This is a genomic window from Fertoeibacter niger (genome assembly GCF_009380135.2).
Lineage (GTDB): Bacteria > Pseudomonadota > Alphaproteobacteria > Rhodobacterales > Rhodobacteraceae > Fertoeibacter > Fertoeibacter niger.
This window is the reverse complement of sequence record NZ_WHUT02000006.1, coordinates 175830-197759: the sequence shown is the minus strand read 5'-3', so window position 1 is coordinate 197759 and position 21930 is coordinate 175830. Positions and strand designations below refer to the sequence as shown.

Below are 21930 nucleotides of genomic sequence, written 5' to 3'. Positions count from 1 at the left end.
TTCCTGACCGGATCACAAGAAACCGTGTCGATTGCCTTGCCGCCGCTCACACTTGTGTTAGGTGGCGCGCGTTCGGGCAAATCGGGGCTGGCAGAGCGGCTGGTTTCCGCCACCGGCCGCCCGCGGATCTATATCGCCACCGCCGAGGCCTGGGATGACGAGATGCGCGACCGAATCGCTGCGCACCGGTCAGACAGGGGCGGCGGCTGGGACACACGCGAGGCCCCGCATGATCTGGCGGGCGCTTTGGTGCAGGTGCCTGCGGGCGCGGTGGTGCTGCTGGATTGCGCGACATTGTGGCTGACCAACCGCATGCTGGCTGATGCCGATCTGGTGGCCGAGGGGGCTGGGCTGCTGGCGGCGCTGGCCGGCTGCGCCGCCCCGGTGGTGGTGGTCAGCAACGAGGTGGGGTGGTCCATCGTGCCGGAAAACGCCTTGGCCCGCCGGTTCCGCGATGTGCAGGGGCGGCTGAACCAGCAGCTTGCCGGGCAGGCGGGGCTGGTGGTGGCGGTGATGGCGGGCCTGCCACTGGTGCTGAAGGGCGCGCTGCCGCCGGGGGCGCTGTGACCCGGCTGTGGCTGGTGCGGCACGGGCCCACCCATGCGCGCGGGATGGTGGGCTGGTCAGACCTGCCCGCCGATCTGTCGGATCGTCCTGCGCTGGCACGGCTGGCCGCGCTGCTGCCCCCGGCGGCGGCGGTGGTATCATCTGACCTGCGCCGCGCTGTGGCCACGGCAGACGCGCTGCAAGGCCACCGTCCCCGCCTGTCGCATGACGCCGCCTTGCGCGAGATCCATTTCGGCGCGTGGGAGCTGCGCAGCCATGCCGAGGTGGAGGCGGATGATCCGGCGCATATCCGCGCCTTCTGGGACAGCTCGGGCGATGTGGCCGCGCCCGGCGGCGAAAGCTGGAACGCCATGGCATCCCGGGTGCATGGTGCGCTGGACCGGCTTGCGTTGGCACATGCGGGGGGCGATCTGGTGGTGGTCTGCCATTTCGGGGCCATTCTGGCCTGCGTGCAGCGTGCGCTGGGCCAAAGCGTGCAGCAGGCCTTTGCCCAGCGCATCGACAACCTGTCGCTGACCGAAATAGCCGTGACGCCCGAGGGCTGGCAGGCCAGCCGCATCAATCACATCGCGTGATGCCTGCGCGCACAAATCTGCGTTTTGCTTGTGCCGCAGCGCAGCCTAGGGTCACGCAAACCGGCAACAGGAGGCCCCAATGACCTATGATCTCGCCATCGGCGACCGTGGCTATTCCAGTTGGTCGCTGCGCGGCTGGCTGCTGTTTGATGCCTTCGGCATTCCCGTGCGCAGCCACACGGCGCGGCTTTACACCGATGAATTGCCTCAGCTTCTGGCAAAATTCGCCCCCGCCCGCACCGTGCCGGTGATGCGCACGCCCGAGGGGCAGGTGGTGCCCGAAAGTCTGGCGATTGCCGAGGAACTGGCCTCGCGCCACCCCGACGCCGGCATCTGGCCCCCGGGCCCGGCCCGTGCCGTGGCCCGCGTGCTGGCAGCCGAGATGCATGCCGGTTTCAGCGCGCTGCGCAGCCATTGCCCGATGAACCTGCGCGTCAGCTATCAGGGCTGCAACCCGCCGCCCGAGGTGCTGGCCGATCTGGCGCGGCTGGAACATATCTGGGCCTGGGCGCGGGCCGAGACCGGGGCGACGGGTGATTGGCTTTGCGGGCCATATTCTGCCGCCGATGCGTTCTTTGCCCCCGTCGCCGCCCGCATCACCGCCTACAACCTGCCGGTCGGCCCCGCCGCGCAGGCCTATGTGGCGGCGCATCTTGCCCACCCGTCCTTTCGCCGCTGGCGCGCGATGGGGCTGGTGGATGGCGCCGATCAGGAATTCTACCGTCGCGATTACCCGCAGCGACCTTGGCCCGGACCGGTGCCGCTGGCCGCGCGGGCGGTGGACGCTGGCCCTTCGGAAAACACCGCCTGCCCCTATTCCGGCAAGCCGGTCAGTGATTTCATGGCCTTGGATGGCCGCATCTTCGGTTTTTGCAACCCGTTCTGCCGCGACAAGACCGTGGCCGACCCCGAAGCCTGGCCCAAATTCATGGCCATTTACACTTCCTAAACCTATCCGCCCTAGCCGTTAACCAGTCTGAACGGCGAGAGGCAGAATATGGTCGCGCGGGCCTTCACAGTGGCCTTCGAAGGCGTAGAGGCCCGCATTGTCGAGGTGCAATGCGCCATCGCGGCGGGCCTTCCGGCCTTTGCCATCGTGGGCCTGCCCGACAAGGCGGTGTCCGAGGCCCGCGAGCGGGTGCGCGCGGCACTGGCGTCGATGTCCATCGCGCTGCCGTCGAAACGCATCACGGTGAACCTGTCACCCGCCGACCTGCCCAAGGAAGGCTCGCATTTCGACCTGCCCATCGCGCTGGCGCTGCTGGCGGCGCTGGAGATCATCCCCAAGGATGAGGTGGACCGCACAGTGGCGCTGGGCGAACTGTCGCTGGATGGCCGGCTGATCGGGGTGATCGGTGCCCTGCCCGCCGCCATGGCAGCTGCCGAGGATGACCGCTCGCTGCTTTGCCCCAAGGCCTGCGGGGCCGAGGCGGCCTGGGTCGGGGCCACGCAGGTGCTGGCCGCCAATTCGCTGGACGAGGTGGTGCGCCACTACACCGGCCAGTCGCCCCTGACCCCGGCCGAGGCGGGCGAGGTGCAACCCCTGCCCATGGGCCGCGACCTGCGCGACGTGAAGGGCCAGGAACGCGCCAAACGCGCGCTGGAGATTGCGGCGGCAGGCCGGCACCATGTGCTGATGGTGGGCAGCCCCGGCTCGGGCAAATCCATGCTGGCCGCGCGGCTTCCGGGCATCCTGCCGCCTTTGTCGGCCATCGAGGCGCTGGAAACCTCGATGATCCATTCACTTGCCGGGCTGTTGACCGAAGGCGGCATTTCGCGCGCGCGCCCCTTCCGCGAGCCGCATCACACGGCCTCCATGGCCGCCATCGTTGGCGGGGGGCGCGGGGCCAAACCCGGCGAGATTTCACTGGCCCACAACGGCGTGCTCTTCATGGATGAATTCCCCGAATTCCCTCGCGCCGTGCTGGAAACCCTGCGCCAGCCAATCGAATCCGGCGAAGTGGTGGTGTCGCGCGCCAATGCCCATGTGCGCTATCCCTGCCGGTTCCTGCTGGTGGCGGCGGCCAACCCCTGCAAGTGCGGCTATCTGGCCGATGCGGCGCGGGCCTGCGCAAAGGTGCCGCTGTGCGGCGAGGATTATCTGGGCCGCATCTCGGGCCCGCTGATGGACCGCTTCGACCTGCGCATCGAAGTGCCGCCGGTGGCCTATACCGACCTAGACCTGCCGCCCTCGGGCGATCCGTCCGCCCTTGTGGCCGCCCGAGTCGCCGCCGCCCGCACCCGGCAGGACCGCCGCTATGCCGCCCATCCCGAAGTGCGCGTGAACGCCGAGGCCGAAGGCGCGCTGCTGGAAGAGGTGGCCGCCCCCGACGCCGAAGGCCGCGCGCTGCTCTTGCGCGTGGCCGAACGTTTCGGCCTGTCGGCGCGCGGCTATCACCGGGTGCTGCGCGTGGCCCGCACGATTGCCGATCTAGACGGTGCCGCAGATGTCCGCCAGCCGCATGTGGCCGAGGCGGTCAGCTACCGCCTCGCCATCGGCACGAAAAGCTGACGCGCACGACATCACCCGGAATGGCGCATGAGGGCTAGACGCCTCGCTTGCGCTCGATCACTTCCCAGATCAGCGCCGCGCCATTCGTCCCGTCAAACCGCTCCAGCTCCTGCAAACCGGTGGGCGAGGTCACGTTGATCTCGGTCAGGTAGTCGCCGATCACGTCGATGCCCACAAAAATCTGGCCCTTTTCGCGCAGCACCGGGCCGATGGCGGCACAGATTTCCAGATCGCGCGCGCTAAGCCCGATCTTTTCGGGCCGCCCGCCGACATGCATGTTCGACCGCGTCTCCCCCGCCTGCGGCACCCGGTTGATCGCACCAATCGGCTCGCCATCCACCAGGATCACCCGCTTGTCGCCCTTTGCCACATCGGGCAAGAACTTCTGCACGATCAGCGGCTCGCGGTTGATGCCGCTGAACAATTCATGCAGCGAGGCCAGATTGCGGTCATCCGGCCCCAGGCGGAACACACCCGCTCCGCCGTTGCCGTAAAGCGGCTTCAGGATCACATCGCCATGCTTTTCCTTGAACGCCCGGATCGTGGCCAGATCCCGCGCGATGGTGGTGGGCGGGATCAGATCAGGAAAGCGCAGCACCAGCAGCTTTTCGGGCGAGTTGCGCACCCAGAACGGATCATTCACCACCAAAGTCCGCGGATGGATCATCTCCAGAATATGCGTCGTGGTGATATAGCCCATGTCGAAAGGCGGATCCTGCCGCAGCCAGACAACATCGTAGCTTGCCAGATCCACCTCGGTCTCGGCACCATAGGCCACATGATTGCCCTTCTCGCGCCGCAGCGTGATCGGCCAGCCCCGGGCCGTCACCCGTCCCTCGCTGTAGGCAAGCTTGTCGGGCGTGTAGAAAAACAGCTCATGGCCGCGCGCTTCAGCCTCCAGCGCGATGCGGAACGTGCTGTCGGCGTCGATGTTCACGGATCCGATCGGATCCATCTGCAAGGCAACTTTCAGGCCCATGGGCATCTCCCGTCATGATGCCCTTCAATGGCCGAAGCCTGACAGGGTTGCAATCACCCCAAGGCGACGCTTGCAAAAAGCGTCAGGCCGCAAAGGCGTTCTCGATGATTTCGATCTGGCCCCGGGCATCCACCAGCGCCACATCAAACCGCGCCTCGGTGTTCTGCCCCGCCGGTTCACCGGCCAGAAACTCCGAGGCTGTGCCATAAATCCGGTCCATCTGCCGCCGTGACAGCCGTTCGGCCGCTGCCGCATGGGTGACGCTGTGTTTCACCTCGATGAAAATCACCTCGGCACCGTCGCGGGCGATCAGATCAATCTCACCCGCTGTTCCACGCCAGCGCGCTGCGGCAATGGCCCTGCCAGACCGCGCGTAAAGCCGTGCAACCGCATCTTCGGCGGCCAGACCCGCCCTGTAGGATACCAACCCGCTCATCCGCCCGCCTCATCTTTCGCTGCCAGTTTCAGCGCCATCTGGTACAGATCCCGCCTTGGAAGACCCAAGCGCGCCGCCACATCCGCCGCTGCATCTTTCACCGATGCCTTGGTCAAAGCCTGCACCAGTGCCGCCTCCACCGCATCCACATCGGGCACCACCCCTTGCCCCCGGTCGATCAGCAGGACGACTTCGCCCTTCACAACCCGGTCTGCAAAGGCCGTTGCAAGCGCATCCAGCCGCCCGCGTGTCACCTCTTCGAATCGCTTTGTCAGTTCGCGGCAGACAACCGCTTCTCGTCCTCCGAAGACTTGCACAAGTTCCCTTAATGTTTTGCCAATGCGTTTGGGCGATTCATAAAATACCAGCGTTGCGGGCACGTCTACCAGTTCGGCAAAGAAGCGCGCCCGCGCGCCTGCGGCGGCCGGGGGAAAACCCGCAAAGAGAAAGCGGTCGGTGGGCAGGCCCGCCACAGTCAGCGCAGCCAGCAGCGCCGAAGGCCCGGGTGCCGCCAGCACCTTGTGCCCTGCCGCAATCGCCGCGCGCGACAGCTGATAGCCGGGGTCGGCCACCAGCGGCGTGCCCGCCTCCGACGCATAGGCCACGCTTTGCCCCGCCGCCAGCGCGCCCAGCAGGCGGGGGCGCATCGCATCGCCATTGTGGTCGTGATAGGCCAGCAGCGGGCGGCCGCGCAGGGGCACGCCGTGGATCTCCATCAGATGCCGCAGGCTGCGGGTATCCTCGGCGGCCAGCAGGTCGGCCGTGGCCAGAATATCCAGTGCGCGCAAGGTGATGTCGCGCGCGGCACCAATGGGCGTCGCGATGAAGTGCAGGCCCGGCGGCAGGGGGCGCTGGCCATAACTGCGGGCACCATCCTGCGGATGAACCGCCACGGCGGCGGGCTCCGCTGCGGGTTCTGAAGGCTCTTCGCCGGTCAGCCCGGGCCCCGTTTCGCCGATGCTCATGTCTGCGCCTTCCACGAAAGTTGCCTTCACCGGGTGAAACGCATAGGCTCTGGCTGACCGATGCCCCCGGGATGAGGAAGTCTGCATGTTGTCTGTTTTGAGGATCGCCCGCAAGTCGCTGGGCCGCGCTGCCATGGTGCTTTCCACGCTGGCCCTTGCCGCCTGCGAGCCTATCGCCCTGACCGGCGGCGGCGGGGGCGGCCCTGCCATCGACACCACGGCCCCCGTGCCGGTGGCGCTGCTGGTGCCTTCAGGCTCTGGCCAGGCCAGTGACGAGTTGCTGTCGCGCAGCCTGCAGAACGCCGCCCGGCTGGCGATTTCCGATCTGGGCGATGTGCGAATCGACCTGCGGGTCTACTCCACCGCGGGCAACCCCGGGCAGGCCGCCGCCATGGCGACCAAGGCGGTAGACGAGGGCGCCAAGATCATCCTTGGCCCGGTCTATGCGCAAGAGGCGAATGCCGCAGGCGTGGCTGTCGCCAACCGGGGCGTGAACGTGCTGAGTTTCTCGAACAACAGCGACATCGCGGGTGGCAATGTCTTTGTGCTGGGGCCGACGTTCCAGAACACCGCCGACCGTCTGGCGGCCTATGCCGTGCGGCAGGGCACCAGCCGCATCATGGTGGTGCATGACAGCACCCCGGCAGGCACTGTGGGCCGCAACGCCATCCAGCAGGGTGTGGCGCGGGCAGGTGGCAGCGTTGCAGGCACCGCCGCCTACGAATTCTCGCAGAACGGCATCGTCGCGGCGGTGCCCGGCATCGCCTCGGCGGCGCGGGCCAACGGGGCGCAGGCGCTGTTTCTGACCGCGACCACCGACGGCGCGCTGCCGTTGCTGACGCAGCTGTTGCGCGAAAACGGTCTGGGGGCGGAGACCCGCTTCATCGGCCTGACCCGCTGGGACATTCCGCCCGCAACGGCCGCGCTGCCGGGCGTGCAGGGGGCGTGGTTCGCCATGCCTGACCCGGGCCGCTACAACCAGTATCAGGGCCGCTATCAGGCCGCCTTTGCCGAGCCCGCGACACCCATTTCGGGGCTGGCCTATGACGGGATCGCGGCCATCGGCGCACTGGTGAAACAGGGCAGGACCAACGCCCTGACCGGATCGGCGCTGACCACGGGGTCGGGCTTTGTCGGCGTCGGCGGCATCTTCCGCCTGCGTGGTGATGGCACCAACGAACGGGGTCTGGCCGTGGCGCAGATCCGCAACAATCAGGTGGTCATCGTTGACAACGCGCCAACCAGCTTTGCGGGTGCCGGCTTCTGAGCCGGCCCTCAGCGGCTTTCCCACATCCGACAGCGCCGAAGGCATGATCCTGCCCGGCGACACCATAATCACGCCCGCTGCACTGGCCGATGCCATCGCCGCTGAACTAGCGGGCGATGGCAACGTGGATGCCAAAGCGGCGCGCGCGATAGCGGTGCGCCATCTGGCGCAGGCCAAGGCCGAGGGCAACGCCCGGCTGGAAGCGGCGTTCCGCGCCCAGAAGGGTGCGGCGCGCGCGCTGATCCGGGGGCAGGCGCTGCTGACCGACGGTCTGGTGACAACCGCATTGGCGGTGGCGATGCAACATCTGCACCCGCTGCCCAACCCCACCGAATCCGAGCGCATCGCCGTTCTGGCTGTGGGCGGCTATGGCCGCGCCGAAATGGCCCCGCATTCGGACGTGGACCTTTTGTTCCTGACCCCGTGGAAAGTCACGCCATGGGCGGAATCGGTCATCGAATCCATGCTTTACATGCTGTGGGATCTGAAGCTGAAAGTGGGCCATTCCAGCCGCACGGTGAAAGACTGCGTGCGTCTGGCCCGCGATGACATCACCATCCGCACCGCGCTGCTGGAGCATCGCTTTCTGGCCGGTCATGCACGGCTGGCGACCGAACTGGGCGACAGGCTGTGGACCGACCTGTTCCGCAACTCCGGCCCCGAATTCATCGAGGCCAAGCTGGCCGAACGCGCCGCCCGGCACAAGCGGCAGGGTGGCCAGCGCTATGTGCTGGAACCCAATGTGAAAGAGGGCAAAGGCGGGCTGCGCGACCTGCAGACGCTCTACTGGATCGGCAAATACCTGAACCGCGTGCCCAGCGCCGAGGGGCTGGTGGCCGCAGGCCTGTTCACGCGCGAGGAATACGACACCTTCACCCGGGCCGAGGACTTTCTGTGGGCGGTGCGCTGCCATCTGCATTACACCACCGGCCGCGCATGGGATCAGCTGACTTTTGACCTTCAGGTGGATGTGGCGGCACGGCTGGGCTACCGCGACACCGGCGGGCGGCGGGCGGTCGAAATCTTCATGCAGGATTACTTCCGCCAGGCCACCCGGGTGGGAGAGTTGACGCGCATCTTCCTGACCCAGCTGGAAGCGCGGCATGCGAAATCGGAACCCGCGCTGATCGGGTTCTTCCGCCGCCGCAAACCGCTGAAACCCGGCTACAGCCTGATGCAGGGCCGCATCGACGTGGCCGACCCTGCGGGTTTTCTGGCCGACAAGCTGAACCTTCTGCGGATTTTCGAGGAGGCGCTGCGCACCGGCCTGTTGCTGCACCCCAATGCCATGCGCCTGATTGCCGGGCATCTGCACCTGATCGACGAGGACATGCAGGCCAACCGCGAGGCGACGCGCATTTTCCTTGACCTGATGCTGCGCCACGGCAACCCCGAACGCGCGCTGCGACGGATGAACGAACTGGGCGTGCTGGGGGCCTTCATCCCCGAGTTTGAACCCATCGTCGCGATGATGCAGTTCAACGTCTATCACCACTATACGGTGGACGAGCATATCATCCAGTGCATCAGCACTCTGGCGCAGATTGAACGTGGCGAGCTGGTCGAAGAATTGCCGATCGCCAGCCGCATCCTGAAAGAGGGGGTGAACCGCAAGGTTCTGTATGTGGCCCTGTTGCTGCATGACATCGGCAAGGGCAGGCCCGAGGATCATTCGATCTTGGGCGCGCAGATCGCGCGGCGCGTTGCCCCGCGGCTGGGGCTGACGGCCGAGGAATCCGAAACCGTCGAATGGCTGGTGCGCTATCATCTGTTGATGTCGGACATGGCGCAGAAGCGCGATATAGGCGACCCCCGCACCCTGCGCGATTTTGCCAAGGCCGTAAAAACCAAGAAGCGGCTGGATTTGCTGACGGTGCTGACGGTCTGCGACATCCGCGGCGTGGGGCCGGGCACCTGGAACAACTGGAAGGCGCAGCTTTTGCGCCAGCTTTACCGCGACACCTTCACCGCGCTGGATGGCGGGCTGGAATCGCTGAACCGCGAAAACCAGTCGGACGAGGCGAAACGCGCGCTGCGCGAGGCGCTGACCGGCTGGGAAATGCGCGATATCCGCGCCGAACTGGCCCGGCACTATCCGCCTTATTGGCGTGGCCTGCCCACCGGCACCCATGCGGTGTTTGCCCGGCTGCTCAAAGGTCTGGGCGATGCCGAAATTCGCATCGACCTAGACCCAGACACCGACCGCGACGCGACTCGCGCCTGTTTCGCGCTGGCCGACCACCCCGGCATATTCTCGCGTCTTGCCGGGGCTCTGGCGCTGGTGGGGGCCAATGTGGTGGACGCGCGCACCTACACCTCGAAAGACGGCTATGCGACGGCGGTGTTCTGGGTGCAGGACAGCGACGGCACGCCCTATGATCTGACCCGCCTGCCCCGTCTGCGCAACATGATCGACAAGACCCTGCGCGGCGAGGTGGTGGCGCGCGAGGCGCTGCGCGATCGCGACAAGGTGAAAAAACGCGACAGCGAATTCCGCTTTCCCACCCATATCGCCTTCGACAACGAGGGGTCCGAAATCTACACCATCATCGAGGTGGATACCCGCGACCGGCCCGGGCTGCTGTATGACCTGACGCGCACACTGGCGGCCAACAACATCTATATCGCCTCGGCGGTGATCGCGACCTATGGCGCGCAGGTGGTGGACACGTTCTATGTGAAGGACATGTTCGGGCTGAAACTGCACACCAAATCGAAACAGGACACGCTGGACCGCAAGCTGCGCCAAGCGATCGCCGAAGGCGCTGCAAGGGCCGGAACGTGAAACCTGTGCGCCTGATGAAGGGGTTTCTGACCGTCGGCGGCTGGACATTGGGCAGCCGCGTGGTGGGCTTTGTCCGCGACGTGATGATGGCGGCCTATCTGGGCGCCGGGCCGGTGGCCGAGGCATTCCTGATCGCGTTTTCCTTGCCCAACATGTTCCGCCGGTTCTTTGCCGAAGGCGCGTTCAACATGGCCTTCGTGCCGATGTTCTCGAAAAAGCTGCAAGGCGGCGAGGATGCGCAGGGTTTTGCCGCCGATGCCTTTGCCGGGCTGGCGGGGGTGCTGGTGGTGTTCACCGTTCTGGGCACGTTGGCGATGCCCTGGCTGGTCTGGGCCATGGCCAGCGGATTTGTGGGCGACGCGCGGTTCGACATGGCGGTGATGTTCGGGCGCATCTCGTTCTCCTATATCCTGTTCATATCCTTGGTGGCGCTGCTGTCGGGTGTGCTGAACGCCTTTGGCCGATTTACCGAGGCCAGTTTCGTGCCCGTGTTGATGAACCTGATGTTCATTGCCGCCATGCTGATGGCCGCCCGCGCGGGTTGGGACATGGGGCTGACGCTGGCCTGGACGGTGCCGCTGACCGGCATCGCGCAACTGGCCTTCACATGGTATTCGGCGCATCGGGCGGGGTTCCGGCTGGCGCTGCGCTGGCCGCGCCTGACGCCCGAGTTGCGGCGTCTGGCGGTGATTGCGGGCCCGGCGGTTCTGGCGGGCGGGGTGGTGCAGATCAACCTGCTGGTGGGGAGGCAGGTCGCCAGTTTCACCGAAGGCGCGGTGGCCTGGCTGTCCTACGCCGACCGCCTCTATCAACTGCCGCTGGGGGTCGTGGGCATCGCCATCGGCACCGTGCTGCTGCCCGACCTGTCGCGCCGCCTGCGGGCCAATGATCCGCTGGGCAGCCGCGACAGTTTCAACCGGGGGGCCGAGTTTGCCCTGATGCTGACGCTGCCCGCCGCCGTGGCGCTGGTGGTCATTGCCCTGCCGCTGACGGCCGTGCTGTTCCAGCGAGGCGAGTTCGGCCCGCTGGACACGTTCAACACCGCGCTGGCGCTGGCGGCTTACGGCCTTGGCCTGCCCGCCTTCGTGCTGCACAAGGTCTTGCAGCCGCTGTATTACGCCCGCGAAGATACCCGCCGCCCGTTCCACTACGCGCTGGTCTGCATGGTGGTCAATCTGGTGTTTGCCGTGGGGCTGATGCCGCTGATCGGCTTCATGGCCGCCGCCTTGGCCACCACCGTTTCCGGCTGGGTCATGGTGTGGCAATTGTGGCGCGGGTCACGCGCCATGGGCGAGGCGGCGCTGCTGGATCAGCGTTTTCTGCAACGTCTGCCGCGCATCATGATTGCCTCGGGGGCGATGGGGCTGATCCTGTGGGGCGGGGCACTGGCGCTGGCCGTGCCGCTGGCGCTGCCGTCATGGCGCTATCTGGCGCTGCTGGCGTTGGTGAGCCTTGGCATCATCAGCTATTTCGGCATCGGCCATCTGATCGGCGCCTTCCGGCTGCACGATCTGAAATCCGTGCTGCGCCGTCAGCGTTGACGGATCTTCTGCTTCACCCGCGCCCAGCCGCCGGGGCTGACCACGAACGACAGCAGGAACCCGGCGGCAAAGCCCGAGATGTCCGCCACCCAATCCCACCCGCCGCCGAACAGCAGGCCGAACAGCAACTGTATGCCCATCAGAAAGCCGATCATGGTGAAGGCGCGAAACTGGTTCGCCCCCTTGGCCGCCAGATTGACCCACAAAAGAAAGGTGAATGCCCCGATCAGCCCATAGACCGGCGGATAACCGCCAAACAGCGGCGCGTCGATGAAGGGCAGAAACGTATAGGCCGCAGCCCCCGCCAGCCCCGCGCCAAAGAACACCACCAGCACCGCCCACCAGCGGAAGATCTCGCCCACCATCTTGCCCAGTGCCAGCAGGATCACCACGGCGAACAAGGCATGGGTAAAGGCGGCATGCACAAAGGGATAGGTGAACAGCCGCATCACGCCCTGCCAGGGGTATTGCCCCGCCTCGATCATCGCGCGCATCAGTTCGGGCGAAAAGGCGAAACGCTGCACCGCATCCAGCCGCCAGCCCACCGCCCCGGGGCCACCGGCAAGGCCCGCGCCGCCCAGACTCAGCACCAGTTCCATGGCGATCATCGGCAGCGCCAGCGCCCAGACGACGGGCGGCAGCGGGTTCAGCGGCGGGGCTGTCAGATTGTCCTGCATCGGGGCCTCATGCACGGGCCTCTTGATTGACGGCCCTTGCCCACAGCGATAAGCCGAAACCGCAACCTTTTCCACAGCGGAGTATCCCATGGCCGAGCCGGTCCAAACGCCTCAGGCTTTCCCCACGCGCATCTTTTCCGGCATCCAGCCTTCGGGCGGGCTGACGCTGGGCAATTATCTGGGCGCGCTGAAACGTTTCGTGCAAAAGCAGGACGAGGGGATCGAGACGGTCTATTGTCTGGTTGACATGCACGCGATCACCGTCTGGCAAGACCCCGCCAAACTGCGCCAGCAAACGCGCGAGGCGGCGGCAGGATTCATCGCGGCAGGCATCGACCCCGCGCGGTCGATCCTGTTCAACCAGAGCCAGGTTACGGCGCATGTGGAATTGGCGTGGATTTTCAACACCGTGGCCCGCATGGGCTGGATGAGCCGGATGACCCAGTTCAAGGACAAGGCTGGCAAGAACAGCGAAAACGTCTCGCTGGGCCTGTTCGCCTATCCCGCGCTGATGGCCGCCGACATTCTGGCCTACAAGGCCACCCATGTGCCGGTGGGCGAGGACCAGAAACAGCATATCGAACTGACCCGCGACATCGCGCTGAAATTCAATAACGATTATGGCGTGAATTTCTTTCCCATCACCGAGCCGGTGATCGAAGGGGCGGCCACGCGCGTGATGAGCCTGCGCGACGGCACCAAGAAAATGTCGAAATCCGACCCGTCGGACCAAAGCCGCATCAACCTGACCGATGACGCCGACACCATCGGGAAAAAAATCCGCAAGGCCAAGACCGACGCCGAACCGCTGCCCGACCATCTGGACGGGTTGAAAGACCGCCCCGACGCGCGCAATCTGGTGAACATCTATGCGGCCCTTGCGGACATGAGCGCCGACGCGGTGATCGCCGAATATGCCGGTGCGCAGTTCGGCACCTTCAAACCCGCGCTGGCCGATCTGGCGGTGGCGAAACTGGAACCGATCACCAGCGAGATGAACCGGCTGATGCAGGACCCGGCCGAGATCGACCGCATTCTGGGCGAAGGGGCCGACCGTGCCGACGCGATTGCCCGGCCCGTGATGGATGAGGTTTACGACATCGTGGGCATGATCCGCTCACGCCGGGCATGACGGCGGGCTGAGGGGGGATCGGGCGATGCCAATGCCGCGTCTGCCCCCCTTGCCGCGCGCGATGCTCCGCTCGGGCAGCCGTGCCACGCTGCATCTGCTGCTGGTGGCCTCGCTGGCGCTGACGGTCTGGACGGGGGCCGAGATTGCCCGCGACCCGCTGGTGCGGCCCTTTGCGGAACGCGGTGCGGCCGAGATCATCGCGGCCACCGACCGGATGCTGGCGGCAGAGGCCACGCCGCAGGTGATCGCCGCCCGCCTGACAAGCCTGCTGGCCGAAGACCCGCGCAACTGGCTGGCGATTGAGGCGGTTGAGGGCGTGGCCGCCGAACGCGGCATCGCCCTGCCCCCCGCCCTGCTGGCGCAGCGTGCGGCGGCATGGGATGCCGACAGCGGATTCTGGGCCAACGCCGGTGATTGCGCCACCTGCATCTGGGATGCCGCCACCTGCAACCTGCAACTGGCGCTGATGTGTCAGGCACCCGTGGCACTGACGCCGCTGGGCGACATCGCGGGGATTTCACGGGCGGGCGTGGCCAGCATCACCGGGGGCGAGGTGGACGAGATCGACCTTGCGCTGTCGGTGGTGGGCCTGTCGGCCACGGCGCTGGTGATCGCCACCGGGGGGTCGTCGGCGGTGGTCAAGGTAGGGGCGGGTCTGGGCAAGCTCGCGCGCCGGATGGGCCTGCTGTCGCCCGCGCTGACCCGCGTGATCACCACGCAACTGCGCGCCGGGGTCGATCTGGCCGCCCTGCCCGCCGTGCGCTCTGCCGATGATCTGGCAGCGGTGGTGCGGGTGGATGCCTTGGCCCCGCTGGGCGCATTGGCCACCGATCTGGGCCGGTTGCGCGACGCCACCGGCACCACCGAGGCACTGCACCTTTTGCGCTATGTCGATGACGGGGCCGAGGCGCGACGTCTGGCCAATGCCGCCGAGGCGCTGGGGCCCCGGGTGGTTGGCCGGATCGAGGTGCTGGGCAAATCGCGCTTCCTGCGCGCCACCCTGCGCTGGTCGGATGCGCTGTGGCAGATGTTTGCGGGGCTGGCGGGGCTGCTGGGCGCAGCCGTGGGTGTGCTGGGCGGCGCAGCGCAAAGCCTGGGCCTGCGTCTGCTGCGCCGCCTTGCGGGTTAGCCGTCAGATCAGCCGCACCTGCGTGCCGACCTTCGCCAGTGGGTAAAGTTCTGCGATATGTTCGTTGTAAAGCCCGATGCAGCCATCGGATGACGGACGCCCGATCTTGCGCGTGTCATGCGTGCCGTGCACCCGGTAGTATTGCCACGACAGATACAGCGCATGGGTGCCCAGCGGGTTTTCCGGCCCGGCGGGAACCATCGCGGGCAGGCTCGGGTCACGCTCGCGCATCGAGGGCGTGGGTGTCCAGGTCGGGCCTTCGACCTTGCGGATCACTTCGGTCAACCCGCGGCGGGTCAATTCCTCGCTGATCGGCACCGAAGACGGGAACAGACGGTAGACTGCTTCATCCTCTGACCAGAAATGCACGGCTTTCGACTGCGTATCGGCCAGAATCGCCCCGTTCTTCAGGCTGGCGAAATGGTCGCGCCAATCGATGCTACGAAAGCCCGAGATATTGTTGCGCACTTGCGCCAGCGCCAGTTGCGGGGCCGCGAGCCCGGCTGCGGCGCAAGCCGACAGGGCCAGCACCCGGCGGCGCGAAAGGGTCAAGCTGTTCATATTCCTGGCATCTCCGTCACATTCTAGTTTCCGAATGCGTAGACAGTCGCCCGTAGAGGTGCCCAAACACAAGTCACGATTGCGTGGCTCATGGTGCCTGCCCATCGTCACGGGATCGATTCATTGGGCTGCGAAACTGAATTTTGCGGCTGCTGGCCGCCGAGTCGGGGCGGCCACGTCCCCCCAAGGGTTCCGGTCTCCCCGTCCGGAACCTGTCGGCCCGATGGTTCCCCGGACCTTAACCCCAGGTCCGGGGTTTTTCCTTCAGCCCGATCGCTTGTAGGCCGTTGCGCGCAACCTCTGTGCAGCCCTGTGCCTTATGTGCCGCAGTCGCACAGGCTAGTCTTGAAGCAAGACAGCAGGAGCAACACCATGAGCCTTCCCGTTTCCCCCGTGCTTCCGGCCGCCACGCGCATTGGCCATGTGCATCTGAAAGTGGCCGACCTGGAGCGCGCGATCGGCTTTTACAGCGGCGTTCTGGGGTTTGAGCTGACCCAGCGCTATGGCACGCAGGCCGCGTTCCTGTCGGCGGGCGGCTATCACCACCACATCGGCCTGAACACCTGGGAAAGCAGGGGTGGCACGCCTCCCCCCGCAGGGCATACCGGGCTTTACCACACCGCTGTTTTGTTTCCCGACCGCGCCAGTCTGGGGGCCGCGCTGCAACGGCTGATCGCGGCGGGCATCCCGCTGGACGGCGCGGCAGATCATGGCGTATCCGAGGCGCTGTATCTGACGGACCCCGATGGCAACGGGGTGGAACTTTACCGCGACCGGCCCGAGGCGGAATGGCCGCGCGACGCGGCGGGCAGCCTGGTGATGACCAATGCCCGGCTGGATCTGAACGCATTGCTGGCCGAAGCGGGCTGACGGCGCGAGTCCGTGCCCGAGGCTGACGGCAGAGGCCTCCGGCGGGGATATTTGGGCCAGCAAGAATGCGGGGCGGTGCGACTGGACCCTGCCGTGGCGGAGTGATTAACTGCACCCGCAGGACAGGAGCATGGCATGGCATTCGGCAGGAACATCCGCACCTATTTCGACGGGCGCTGGCATGAGGGCAACGTGGCGGTGATGCATGCCGCCGATCACGGCATCTGGCAGGGCTCCTCGGTGTTTGACGGCGCGCGCTATTTTGACGGCGTGGCCCCCGATCTGGCCAAACACTGCGCGCGTGTGAATCGCAGCGCCGAGGCGCTGATGATCACCCCAACGGTCGCGGCAGACGAGATGGAGGCCATCGCCCGTGAGGGGTTGCGGGCCTACGGCGCGGCGCAGGCGGTGTATGTCCGGCCGATGTATTGGGCCTTGGATGGCTCGTCGGATCTGGGCATCGACCCCAAGCCGGGCAGCACCGGGTTTGCGCTGTGCCTCGAAGAGGTGCCGATGCCTGCGCCTGAGGCAACCACCACCCTGACCCGCACCCGCTTTCGCCGCCCCGTTCTGGAGGATGCGGTCTGCAACGCCAAGGCGGGCTGCCTTTACCCCAACAACGCGCGCATGCTGGTCGAGGCGAAATCCAAGGGTTTCGGCAATGCGCTGGTGGCCGATGCCATGGGCAATGTCGCCGAAACCGCGACGGCCAATGTGTTCATGGTCAAGGACGGGGTGGTGTTCACGCCGATCGCCAATGGCACCTTCCTGTCGGGCATCACCCGCGCGCGCCATATCGCCAACCTGCGTGCCGACGGGGTGGAGGTGCGCGAGGCTGTGCTGACCTTTGCCGATTTCCATGACGCCGACGAGGTGTTCCTGTCGGGCAACCTGGCCAAGGTCACGCCGGTGCGCGCGTTCGAGGACACCCAGTATCAGCATGGCCCGGTGACGCGGCGCGTGCGGCAGCTTTACATGGATTGGGCGCATTCGGCCTGAGGCTGGACAGCCGGGCCCCTGATCGGCCATGATCGGGCGCTGCATGGGGGATATGCGATGCGGAAGTTTCTGGTCGTGCTGGATGACAGCCGCGAATGCCTGAACGCGATGCGCTATGCGGCGCTGCGCGCGGCCCATACCGGCGCGGGTGTGCAGATCCTGTCGATCATCCCGCCCGAGGAATACCAGCACTGGATGGGCGTGGCCGATCTGATGCGCACCGAAGCGCGCGAGCGGATCGAGGCGCATTTCGAGGTCTTTGCCAAATGGATGCGCGACCGGCAGGGCGTGAACCCCGAACTGGTGATCCGCGAGGGCGACCCGGTACAGGAGATCCTGGCCCAGGTGCGCGAGGATACCGAAATCGGCGTGCTGGTGCTGGGCGCGGGCACCGACAAATCGGGGCCCGGGCCATTGGTCACGCAGATGAGCCGCAATTCCGGCAACCTGCCCATCCCGATCACCATCGTGCCCGGTGACATGACCAAGGAGCGGCTGGAGGCGATTACGTGAGTAGTTGGCCGGATTCTTGGTCGTCGTTTTGCGGCTCAACGAACCGGTGCTTTGCCAAGGTTTCTGTTGCCACCACGGTAGCAAATGCACATACTTCCTAAATGATAGATGAGCGGGACATATGTGAAGAAAAGGTCGCCACTCAATGGGTGCGGCGCACAATTGAAGACATATTGGGTGCGAAACGGGTTGGATCAATTCGATGCCCCGAGTGCCATGGTCAAGTGAGAGCACACCGCATGGGAACTACCGGGCAACGCGCGCATTTTGAGCATATGCAAAAACATGATGGCTGCTCGCTGAAATCCACATTCAAGGGCACGCGAACCCGTCACCCCTACCATCTGAGTTGAATTGAAGGCTCCAAGGCATTCGACTCACATCAAACCAATTGAAGCGTTTGCGCGGTGTTCGGACTTTCGAGTAACTTCTTTTTCAACTATTCAGCTCGCTGCGTAAAGCCGCTAGCACTCTCCTGCCGCTTAAATGGGGTAGCGTCGTTTAGGCTGTGCTAGCTTCTCCACAACCCGGAATTGTGACCGCGCGCGGGCAGGGAATCGTGCTATTCTTCACTTCAATACACTGATCTGCGCCACATTCGCCCTGCAATGCCGTCGCATCCGGTGCCTGCCCTGCGTCCTGCACCGGACCCATGGAGGATCACAGATGACCAAGACCATCGGAAACCCGCTGTCGTGGCTTGTCGGCGGCACGGGTGCCGTGCTGGACCATGCCGCATCCGTGGGCGACACATTTGGCAAGGCCGAGGCCGAGGCGATGCCGGTGCCCCGCAGGATCACGGTCGATGACCTGCGGCTGGCCCTGCGCAAGGGGGCCGAGGATCTGGGCGCGTTCCGCAGCGATGTGGTATTTGTCTGCCTGCTCTACCCGATCATCGGGGCGGTGCTGGCCGCCTTTGCCCTGCGCGGCGATGCGGTGCAGCTGATTTTCCCGGTATTGTCAGGCTTTGCGCTGGTCGGGCCGGTCGCCGCCGTGGGTCTTTACGAGATGAGCCGCCGGCGGGAACGGGGTGAGCCGGTGAACTGGCTGGCCTATCTTGACGTGCTGCAATCGCCGAAATTCGGCGGGGTGGTCTTGCTTGCGCTGCTGCATGCGCTGATCTTTGTGATCTGGGTGATGGTGGCCGACCTGATCGCCACGCTGACCATCGGGGCCGACACGCCGCGCGGGCTGATGGCATTCGCGCAGCTGGTGCTGGGCACCGGGGCGGGCTGGGCGATGATCGTCATCGGCTGCGCGGTGGGGTTCCTGTTCGCCGCATTGGTGCTGGCGATGAGCATCGTATCCTTTCCGCTGCTGCTTGACCGCAACGTGGGCGTGGTGGTGGCGGTTGTCACCTCGGTCAAGGTGGCGCTGCTGAACCCGGGGCCGGTGGCGGTCTGGGGGATGATCGTGGCCGGGTCGCTGGCGCTGGGGGCCATTCCGGCGCTTCTGGGTCTGGTGATCGTGCTGCCGTTGCTGGGCCATGCCACATGGTATGTCTACCGCGCGGCGGTGGCCTGAGTTTAGAACCGTTCCAAACCTTGACTCGGGCGGCGGCAGGGCGCATATCCGACAGGAACCGTTGGAGATTGCCATGTTCATCCAGACCGAATCCACGCCCAACCCCGCCACGCTGAAATTCCTGCCCGGCCAGACCGTGCTGGAGATGGGCACGGCCGATTTCCCCAGCGCCGACGCGGCGGAAAAATCGCCCCTCGCGCGGCGGGTCTTTGCAACGGGCGGCGTGACCGGCGTGTTCTTCGGCACCGATTTCGTGACGGTGACAAAGGCGGAAACAGTGGCATGGGACCATATCAAACCCGCCATCCTGGGCGCGATCATGGAGCATTACCAGTCTGGCGCCCCGGTGATCGAGGGTGAACAATCGGCGGTCAGCCATGGTGGCGGGCATGCCGAGCACACCGGCGAAGATGGCGATGTTGTGCGCCAGATCAAGGAATTGCTGGATACCCGCGTGCGGCCCGCCGTGGCGCAGGATGGTGGCGACATCACCTTCCACGGCTTTGACCGGGGCGTGGTCTATCTGCACATGCAGGGGGCCTGCGCGGGTTGCCCCTCGTCGACCCTGACGCTGAAGATGGGGATCGAGAACCTGCTGCGCCACTACATTCCCGAAGTGCTGGAAGTGCGGCCCGTTGCCGCCTGAGCCGCTGATCCTGGCCTTTGACACATCGGCCGCGCATTGCGCGGCCGCTTTGTTGCGTGGTGATGCCGTGCTGGCGGCGCGGGAAGAACCGATGGAAAAGGGGCAGGCCGAACGGCTGATGCCCCTGCTGGAAGAGGTTCTGGCCAAGGGCGGCGCAGGCTGGCGTGATCTGGCCGCGCTGGCCGTGGGCACCGGGCCGGGAAATTTTACCGGCGTCCGCATCGCTGTGGCGGCCGCGCGCGGGCTGGCGCTGGGGCTGAACGTGCCCGCCATCGGCGTCACCCGTTTTGCGGCGCTGGCACATGGCCAGCCGCGCCCTGTGGCGGTGATCGAGGACGCCCGCCGGGGCGAGGCCTATGCGCAGGAATTCGGCGCGGCGGGCGGGTCTGCGGCGCAGATCGGGGCGCTGGACAGTTTGTCCATGGCGATCACGGCACCTTGTCTGGCTGGTTCGGCCGCCTGTGCGCTGGCCGTTCTGCGGCCCGGCGCGGTGGTTCTGCCCCCGCTTTTCCCCATTGCCGTAGCCATCGGGCGCGAAGCGCTGTTGCGCCTTGCCACACCCCAGCCACGCCCTGCCCCGTTCTATCTGCGCGGGGCCGATGCCGCGCCACCATCTGACCCGCCGCCCGTCATCCTTGATGCGCTGCCATGACACCCGACGCGCTGGCCGCCCTGCATGCACGCTGCTTCACCACGCCCCCGCCGTGGCCCGCTGCCGAGTTCATTGCGACGCTTTCCAGCCCCGGCGCGTTCCTGCTGCACGAATCGCAGGGCTTTCTTCTGGGCCGCGTGGTGGCGGATGAGGCGGAACTCATCACCCTGGCCACCGCCCCCGAGGCACGGCGGCAGGGAATCGGGCGCAGTTTGCTGGCGGGTTTTCTGGCCGAGGCGGCGGCGCGCGGTGCAGCGACCGCGTTTCTGGAAGTGGCTGCCGACAATACCGGCGCCCTTGCCCTTTACACTCAGGCTGGATTTGCCGTGCAGGGCCGCCGGCGGGGCTATTACCACGCGCCCGACGGCCGGCGGACCGATGCGCTGATCCTCACGCGCGCGCTGGTCTGACCCCGGGGCACACCCGCCGCCTGCCGGATATTTGATCGAAAGATAAAAACCCGGGCAGCGTCACATAAATATCTATTGACCCGTCAACCCGTTCCCGCCCTACATTGGCTTCTGATCCTGCCGCGAGCGGGCCGCAGCGCGCGGCACCGTGCCACGGCGGGCGCAAGCAATGACAACCGGGAGACATCCATGACCCTCATCCACAAACTGCTTGGCGCAGCGGCGACGCTGGCGCTGACATCCGGCGTGGCCGCAGCCGAGCCTGCCGTGATCTTTGACCTTGGCGGCAAGTTCGACAAGTCGTTCAACGAAGCCGCGTTCAACGGTGCGACCCGCTGGGCGACCGAAACCGGCGGCACGTTCAAGGAACTGGAAATGCAGTCCGAGGCCCAGCGCGAACAGGCGCTGCGCCGTCTGGCCGAGGCCGGATCGAACCCGATCGTGATGACCGGCTTTGCCTTTGGCGATGTGCTGAACCAGGTGGCCCCCGATTTCCCCGACACGAAATTCGCCATCATCGACATGGTGGTTGAGCAGCCCAACGTGAAGTCGGTGGTGTTCACCGAGCATGAGGGCTCATACCTCGTTGGCATGATGGCCGGGCTTGCCTCGACCTCCGCGACTGTGGGCTTCATCGGCGGCATGGACATTCCGCTGATCCGCCGTTTCGGCTGCGGCTATGCGCAGGGTGTGGTGGCCGCGAACCCGGATGCCAAGGTGATCCTGAACATGACCGGCACCACCCCGGCGGCGTGGAACGACCCGGTGAAAGGTGCCGAACTGGCCAAATCGCAGAAAAGCCAAGGCGCGGACGTGATCTATGCGGCGGCGGGCGGCACCGGCATCGGTGTTCTGCAAGCGGCAGCGGATGAGGGGATCCTCTCGATCGGCGTTGACAGCAACCAGAACTACCTGTTCCCGGGCAAGGTGCTGACCTCGATGCTGAAGCGCGTCGACAACGCCGTGTATGACGCCTTCACCGAAGGCACAGAAATGACCGGCGGCATCACCGTGAAGGATCTGAAATCCGAAGGCGTGGGCTATGCGCTGGACGAACACAACGCGGCCCTCGTGACCCCGGAAATGAAAGCTGCGGTCGATGCCGCCGCTGCCAAGATCATCTCGGGCGAACTGGTTGTGCATGACTACATGAGCGACAACACCTGCCCGGCCGCGACGTTCTGAATGGT

The 21930-nt window shown here is 66.0% G+C and carries 22 protein-coding genes; 17 read left to right on the top strand and 5 right to left on the bottom strand.

Annotated features, from left to right (window positions below):
• The first annotated feature begins 24 nt into the window (after nt 1-24).
• From cobU to GEU84_RS11875, 4 genes are all read left to right on the top strand, one after another.
• Nucleotides 25-567, top strand: coding sequence for a bifunctional adenosylcobinamide kinase/adenosylcobinamide-phosphate guanylyltransferase (gene cobU, locus GEU84_RS11890; RefSeq protein ID WP_174539836.1), 543 nt, complete (start codon nt 25-27; stop codon nt 565-567).
• Nucleotides 564-1142 carry a histidine phosphatase family protein gene (locus tag GEU84_RS11885; RefSeq protein ID WP_174539827.1) on the top strand — a complete coding sequence of 193 codons (579 nt, stop codon included), beginning with the start codon at nt 564-566 and terminating at the stop codon, nt 1140-1142. The genes cobU and GEU84_RS11885 overlap by 4 nt, the downstream gene beginning before the upstream one ends.
• 79 nt (nt 1143-1221) lie before the next feature.
• A complete protein-coding gene (locus GEU84_RS11880; RefSeq protein ID WP_152825642.1) occupies nt 1222-2091 on the top strand; it encodes a glutathione S-transferase in 870 nt (289 codons plus the stop codon).
• A 48-nt stretch (nt 2092-2139) separates the two neighbouring features.
• Complete coding sequence (locus tag GEU84_RS11875) at nt 2140-3654, top strand: YifB family Mg chelatase-like AAA ATPase (RefSeq protein ID WP_152825640.1); 1515 nt, start codon at nt 2140-2142, stop codon at nt 3652-3654.
• 34 nt (nt 3655-3688) lie between these two features.
• On the opposite strand, the gene gshB is transcribed toward GEU84_RS11875, so the two are convergent.
• The 3 genes from gshB to rsmI form a co-directional block, all read right to left on the bottom strand.
• Nucleotides 3689-4633 carry a glutathione synthase gene (gshB, locus tag GEU84_RS11870; RefSeq protein WP_152825638.1) on the bottom strand — a complete coding sequence of 315 codons (945 nt, stop codon included), beginning with the start codon at nt 4631-4633 and terminating at the stop codon, nt 3689-3691.
• A gap of 82 nt (nt 4634-4715) precedes the next feature.
• Nucleotides 4716-5069 (bottom strand): YraN family protein, encoded by a 354-nt coding sequence (locus GEU84_RS11865; RefSeq protein WP_152825637.1) that lies wholly within the window; start codon nt 5067-5069, stop codon nt 4716-4718.
• Nucleotides 5066-6034, bottom strand: a complete 969-nt coding sequence (gene rsmI / locus GEU84_RS11860) for a 16S rRNA (cytidine(1402)-2'-O)-methyltransferase (RefSeq protein ID WP_152825634.1) — start codon at nt 6032-6034, stop codon at nt 5066-5068. Before rsmI ends, GEU84_RS11865 begins: the two co-directional genes overlap by 4 nt.
• Nucleotides 6035-6119: 85 nt before the next feature.
• On the opposite strand from rsmI, the gene GEU84_RS11855 reads away from it, so the two are divergent.
• Genes GEU84_RS11855 through murJ form a run of 3 tightly spaced genes read left to right on the top strand, consistent with a single transcriptional unit; the run spans nt 6120 to nt 11627 of the window.
• Nucleotides 6120-7301, top strand: a complete 1182-nt coding sequence (locus GEU84_RS11855) for a penicillin-binding protein activator (RefSeq protein ID WP_152825632.1) — start codon at nt 6120-6122, stop codon at nt 7299-7301.
• A 43-nt stretch (nt 7302-7344) separates the two neighbouring features.
• A complete protein-coding gene (locus GEU84_RS11850; protein WP_241427671.1) occupies nt 7345-10086 on the top strand; it encodes a [protein-PII] uridylyltransferase in 2742 nt (913 codons plus the stop codon).
• Nucleotides 10083-11627: a murein biosynthesis integral membrane protein MurJ gene (gene murJ, locus GEU84_RS11845; RefSeq protein ID WP_174539826.1), complete on the top strand. Its 1545-nt coding sequence runs from the start codon at nt 10083-10085 to the stop codon at nt 11625-11627. Before GEU84_RS11850 ends, murJ begins: the two co-directional genes overlap by 4 nt.
• On the opposite strand, the gene GEU84_RS11840 is transcribed toward murJ, so the two are convergent.
• A complete protein-coding gene (locus tag GEU84_RS11840) occupies nt 11618-12304 on the bottom strand; it encodes a rhomboid family intramembrane serine protease (protein ID WP_152825628.1) in 687 nt (228 codons plus the stop codon). The two genes, murJ and GEU84_RS11840, sit on opposite strands and share 10 nt — an antisense overlap.
• Before the next feature lie 88 nt (nt 12305-12392).
• On the opposite strand from GEU84_RS11840, the gene trpS reads away from it, so the two are divergent.
• Both trpS and GEU84_RS11830 read left to right on the top strand, forming a co-directional pair.
• Nucleotides 12393-13436 carry a tryptophan--tRNA ligase gene (gene trpS / locus GEU84_RS11835; protein ID WP_152825626.1) on the top strand — a complete coding sequence of 348 codons (1044 nt, stop codon included), beginning with the start codon at nt 12393-12395 and terminating at the stop codon, nt 13434-13436.
• Between the two features lie 31 nt (nt 13437-13467).
• Entirely contained in the window at nt 13468-14565 is a 1098-nt protein-coding gene (locus tag GEU84_RS11830) for a hypothetical protein (RefSeq protein ID WP_241427662.1), read from the top strand.
• Nucleotides 14566-14568: 3 nt separating this feature from the next.
• On the opposite strand, the gene GEU84_RS11825 is transcribed toward GEU84_RS11830, so the two are convergent.
• Nucleotides 14569-15126 (bottom strand): L,D-transpeptidase, encoded by a 558-nt coding sequence (locus GEU84_RS11825; protein WP_152825624.1) that lies wholly within the window; start codon nt 15124-15126, stop codon nt 14569-14571.
• 372 nt (nt 15127-15498) lie between these two features.
• Here GEU84_RS11825 and GEU84_RS11820 point away from each other — a divergent pair, with 372 nt between their 5' ends.
• The 8 genes from GEU84_RS11820 to GEU84_RS11785 all read left to right on the top strand — a co-directional run bounded on the left by GEU84_RS11820 (nt 15499) and on the right by GEU84_RS11785 (nt 21925).
• A complete protein-coding gene (locus GEU84_RS11820) occupies nt 15499-15996 on the top strand; it encodes a VOC family protein (RefSeq protein WP_152825622.1) in 498 nt (165 codons plus the stop codon).
• 135 nt (nt 15997-16131) lie between these two features.
• Nucleotides 16132-16995: a branched-chain amino acid aminotransferase gene (locus GEU84_RS11815; protein WP_152825620.1), complete on the top strand. Its 864-nt coding sequence runs from the start codon at nt 16132-16134 to the stop codon at nt 16993-16995.
• A gap of 57 nt (nt 16996-17052) precedes the next feature.
• Nucleotides 17053-17508 carry a universal stress protein gene (locus GEU84_RS11810; RefSeq protein WP_152825618.1) on the top strand — a complete coding sequence of 152 codons (456 nt, stop codon included), beginning with the start codon at nt 17053-17055 and terminating at the stop codon, nt 17506-17508.
• 666 nt (nt 17509-18174) lie between these two features.
• Nucleotides 18175-19032, top strand: a complete 858-nt coding sequence (locus GEU84_RS11805; RefSeq protein ID WP_152825616.1) for a DUF2189 domain-containing protein — start codon at nt 18175-18177, stop codon at nt 19030-19032.
• 73 nt (nt 19033-19105) lie between these two features.
• Nucleotides 19106-19678 carry a NifU family protein gene (locus GEU84_RS11800; RefSeq protein ID WP_152825613.1) on the top strand — a complete coding sequence of 191 codons (573 nt, stop codon included), beginning with the start codon at nt 19106-19108 and terminating at the stop codon, nt 19676-19678.
• A complete protein-coding gene (gene tsaB, locus GEU84_RS11795; RefSeq protein WP_152825611.1) occupies nt 19668-20330 on the top strand; it encodes a tRNA (adenosine(37)-N6)-threonylcarbamoyltransferase complex dimerization subunit type 1 TsaB in 663 nt (220 codons plus the stop codon). The genes GEU84_RS11800 and tsaB overlap by 11 nt, the downstream gene beginning before the upstream one ends.
• Nucleotides 20327-20740 (top strand): ribosomal protein S18-alanine N-acetyltransferase, encoded by a 414-nt coding sequence (rimI, locus tag GEU84_RS11790; RefSeq protein ID WP_152825608.1) that lies wholly within the window; start codon nt 20327-20329, stop codon nt 20738-20740. Before tsaB ends, rimI begins: the two co-directional genes overlap by 4 nt.
• Nucleotides 20741-20929: 189 nt before the next feature.
• Entirely contained in the window at nt 20930-21925 is a 996-nt protein-coding gene (locus GEU84_RS11785) for a BMP family lipoprotein (protein WP_152825606.1), read from the top strand.
• The last annotated feature ends 5 nt before the right edge of the window (nt 21926-21930 follow it).

Coding starts and splice junctions, on each gene's coding strand:
- gshB (WP_152825638.1), bottom strand. CDS start 4,633: ATGGGCCTGAAAGTTGCCTTGCAGATGGATCCGATCGGATCCGTGAAC.
- trpS (WP_152825626.1), top strand. CDS start 12,393: ATGGCCGAGCCGGTCCAAACGCCTCAGGCTTTCCCCACGCGCATCTTT.
- rsmI (WP_152825634.1), bottom strand. CDS start 6,034: ATGAGCATCGGCGAAACGGGGCCCGGGCTGACCGGCGAAGAGCCTTCA.
- GEU84_RS11850 (WP_241427671.1), top strand. CDS start 7,345: ATGATCCTGCCCGGCGACACCATAATCACGCCCGCTGCACTGGCCGAT.
- GEU84_RS11825 (WP_152825624.1), bottom strand. CDS start 15,126: ATGAACAGCTTGACCCTTTCGCGCCGCCGGGTGCTGGCCCTGTCGGCT.
- GEU84_RS11865 (WP_152825637.1), bottom strand. CDS start 5,069: ATGAGCGGGTTGGTATCCTACAGGGCGGGTCTGGCCGCCGAAGATGCG.
- GEU84_RS11855 (WP_152825632.1), top strand. CDS start 6,120: ATGTTGTCTGTTTTGAGGATCGCCCGCAAGTCGCTGGGCCGCGCTGCC.
- GEU84_RS11820 (WP_152825622.1), top strand. CDS start 15,499: ATGAGCCTTCCCGTTTCCCCCGTGCTTCCGGCCGCCACGCGCATTGGC.
- GEU84_RS11880 (WP_152825642.1), top strand. CDS start 1,222: ATGACCTATGATCTCGCCATCGGCGACCGTGGCTATTCCAGTTGGTCG.
- rimI (WP_152825608.1), top strand. CDS start 20,327: ATGACACCCGACGCGCTGGCCGCCCTGCATGCACGCTGCTTCACCACG.
- GEU84_RS11800 (WP_152825613.1), top strand. CDS start 19,106: ATGTTCATCCAGACCGAATCCACGCCCAACCCCGCCACGCTGAAATTC.
- GEU84_RS11830 (WP_241427662.1), top strand. CDS start 13,468: ATGCCGCGTCTGCCCCCCTTGCCGCGCGCGATGCTCCGCTCGGGCAGC.
- GEU84_RS11785 (WP_152825606.1), top strand. CDS start 20,930: ATGACCCTCATCCACAAACTGCTTGGCGCAGCGGCGACGCTGGCGCTG.
- GEU84_RS11810 (WP_152825618.1), top strand. CDS start 17,053: ATGCGGAAGTTTCTGGTCGTGCTGGATGACAGCCGCGAATGCCTGAAC.
- GEU84_RS11815 (WP_152825620.1), top strand. CDS start 16,132: ATGGCATTCGGCAGGAACATCCGCACCTATTTCGACGGGCGCTGGCAT.
- GEU84_RS11805 (WP_152825616.1), top strand. CDS start 18,175: ATGACCAAGACCATCGGAAACCCGCTGTCGTGGCTTGTCGGCGGCACG.
- GEU84_RS11875 (WP_152825640.1), top strand. CDS start 2,140: ATGGTCGCGCGGGCCTTCACAGTGGCCTTCGAAGGCGTAGAGGCCCGC.
- GEU84_RS11840 (WP_152825628.1), bottom strand. CDS start 12,304: ATGCAGGACAATCTGACAGCCCCGCCGCTGAACCCGCTGCCGCCCGTC.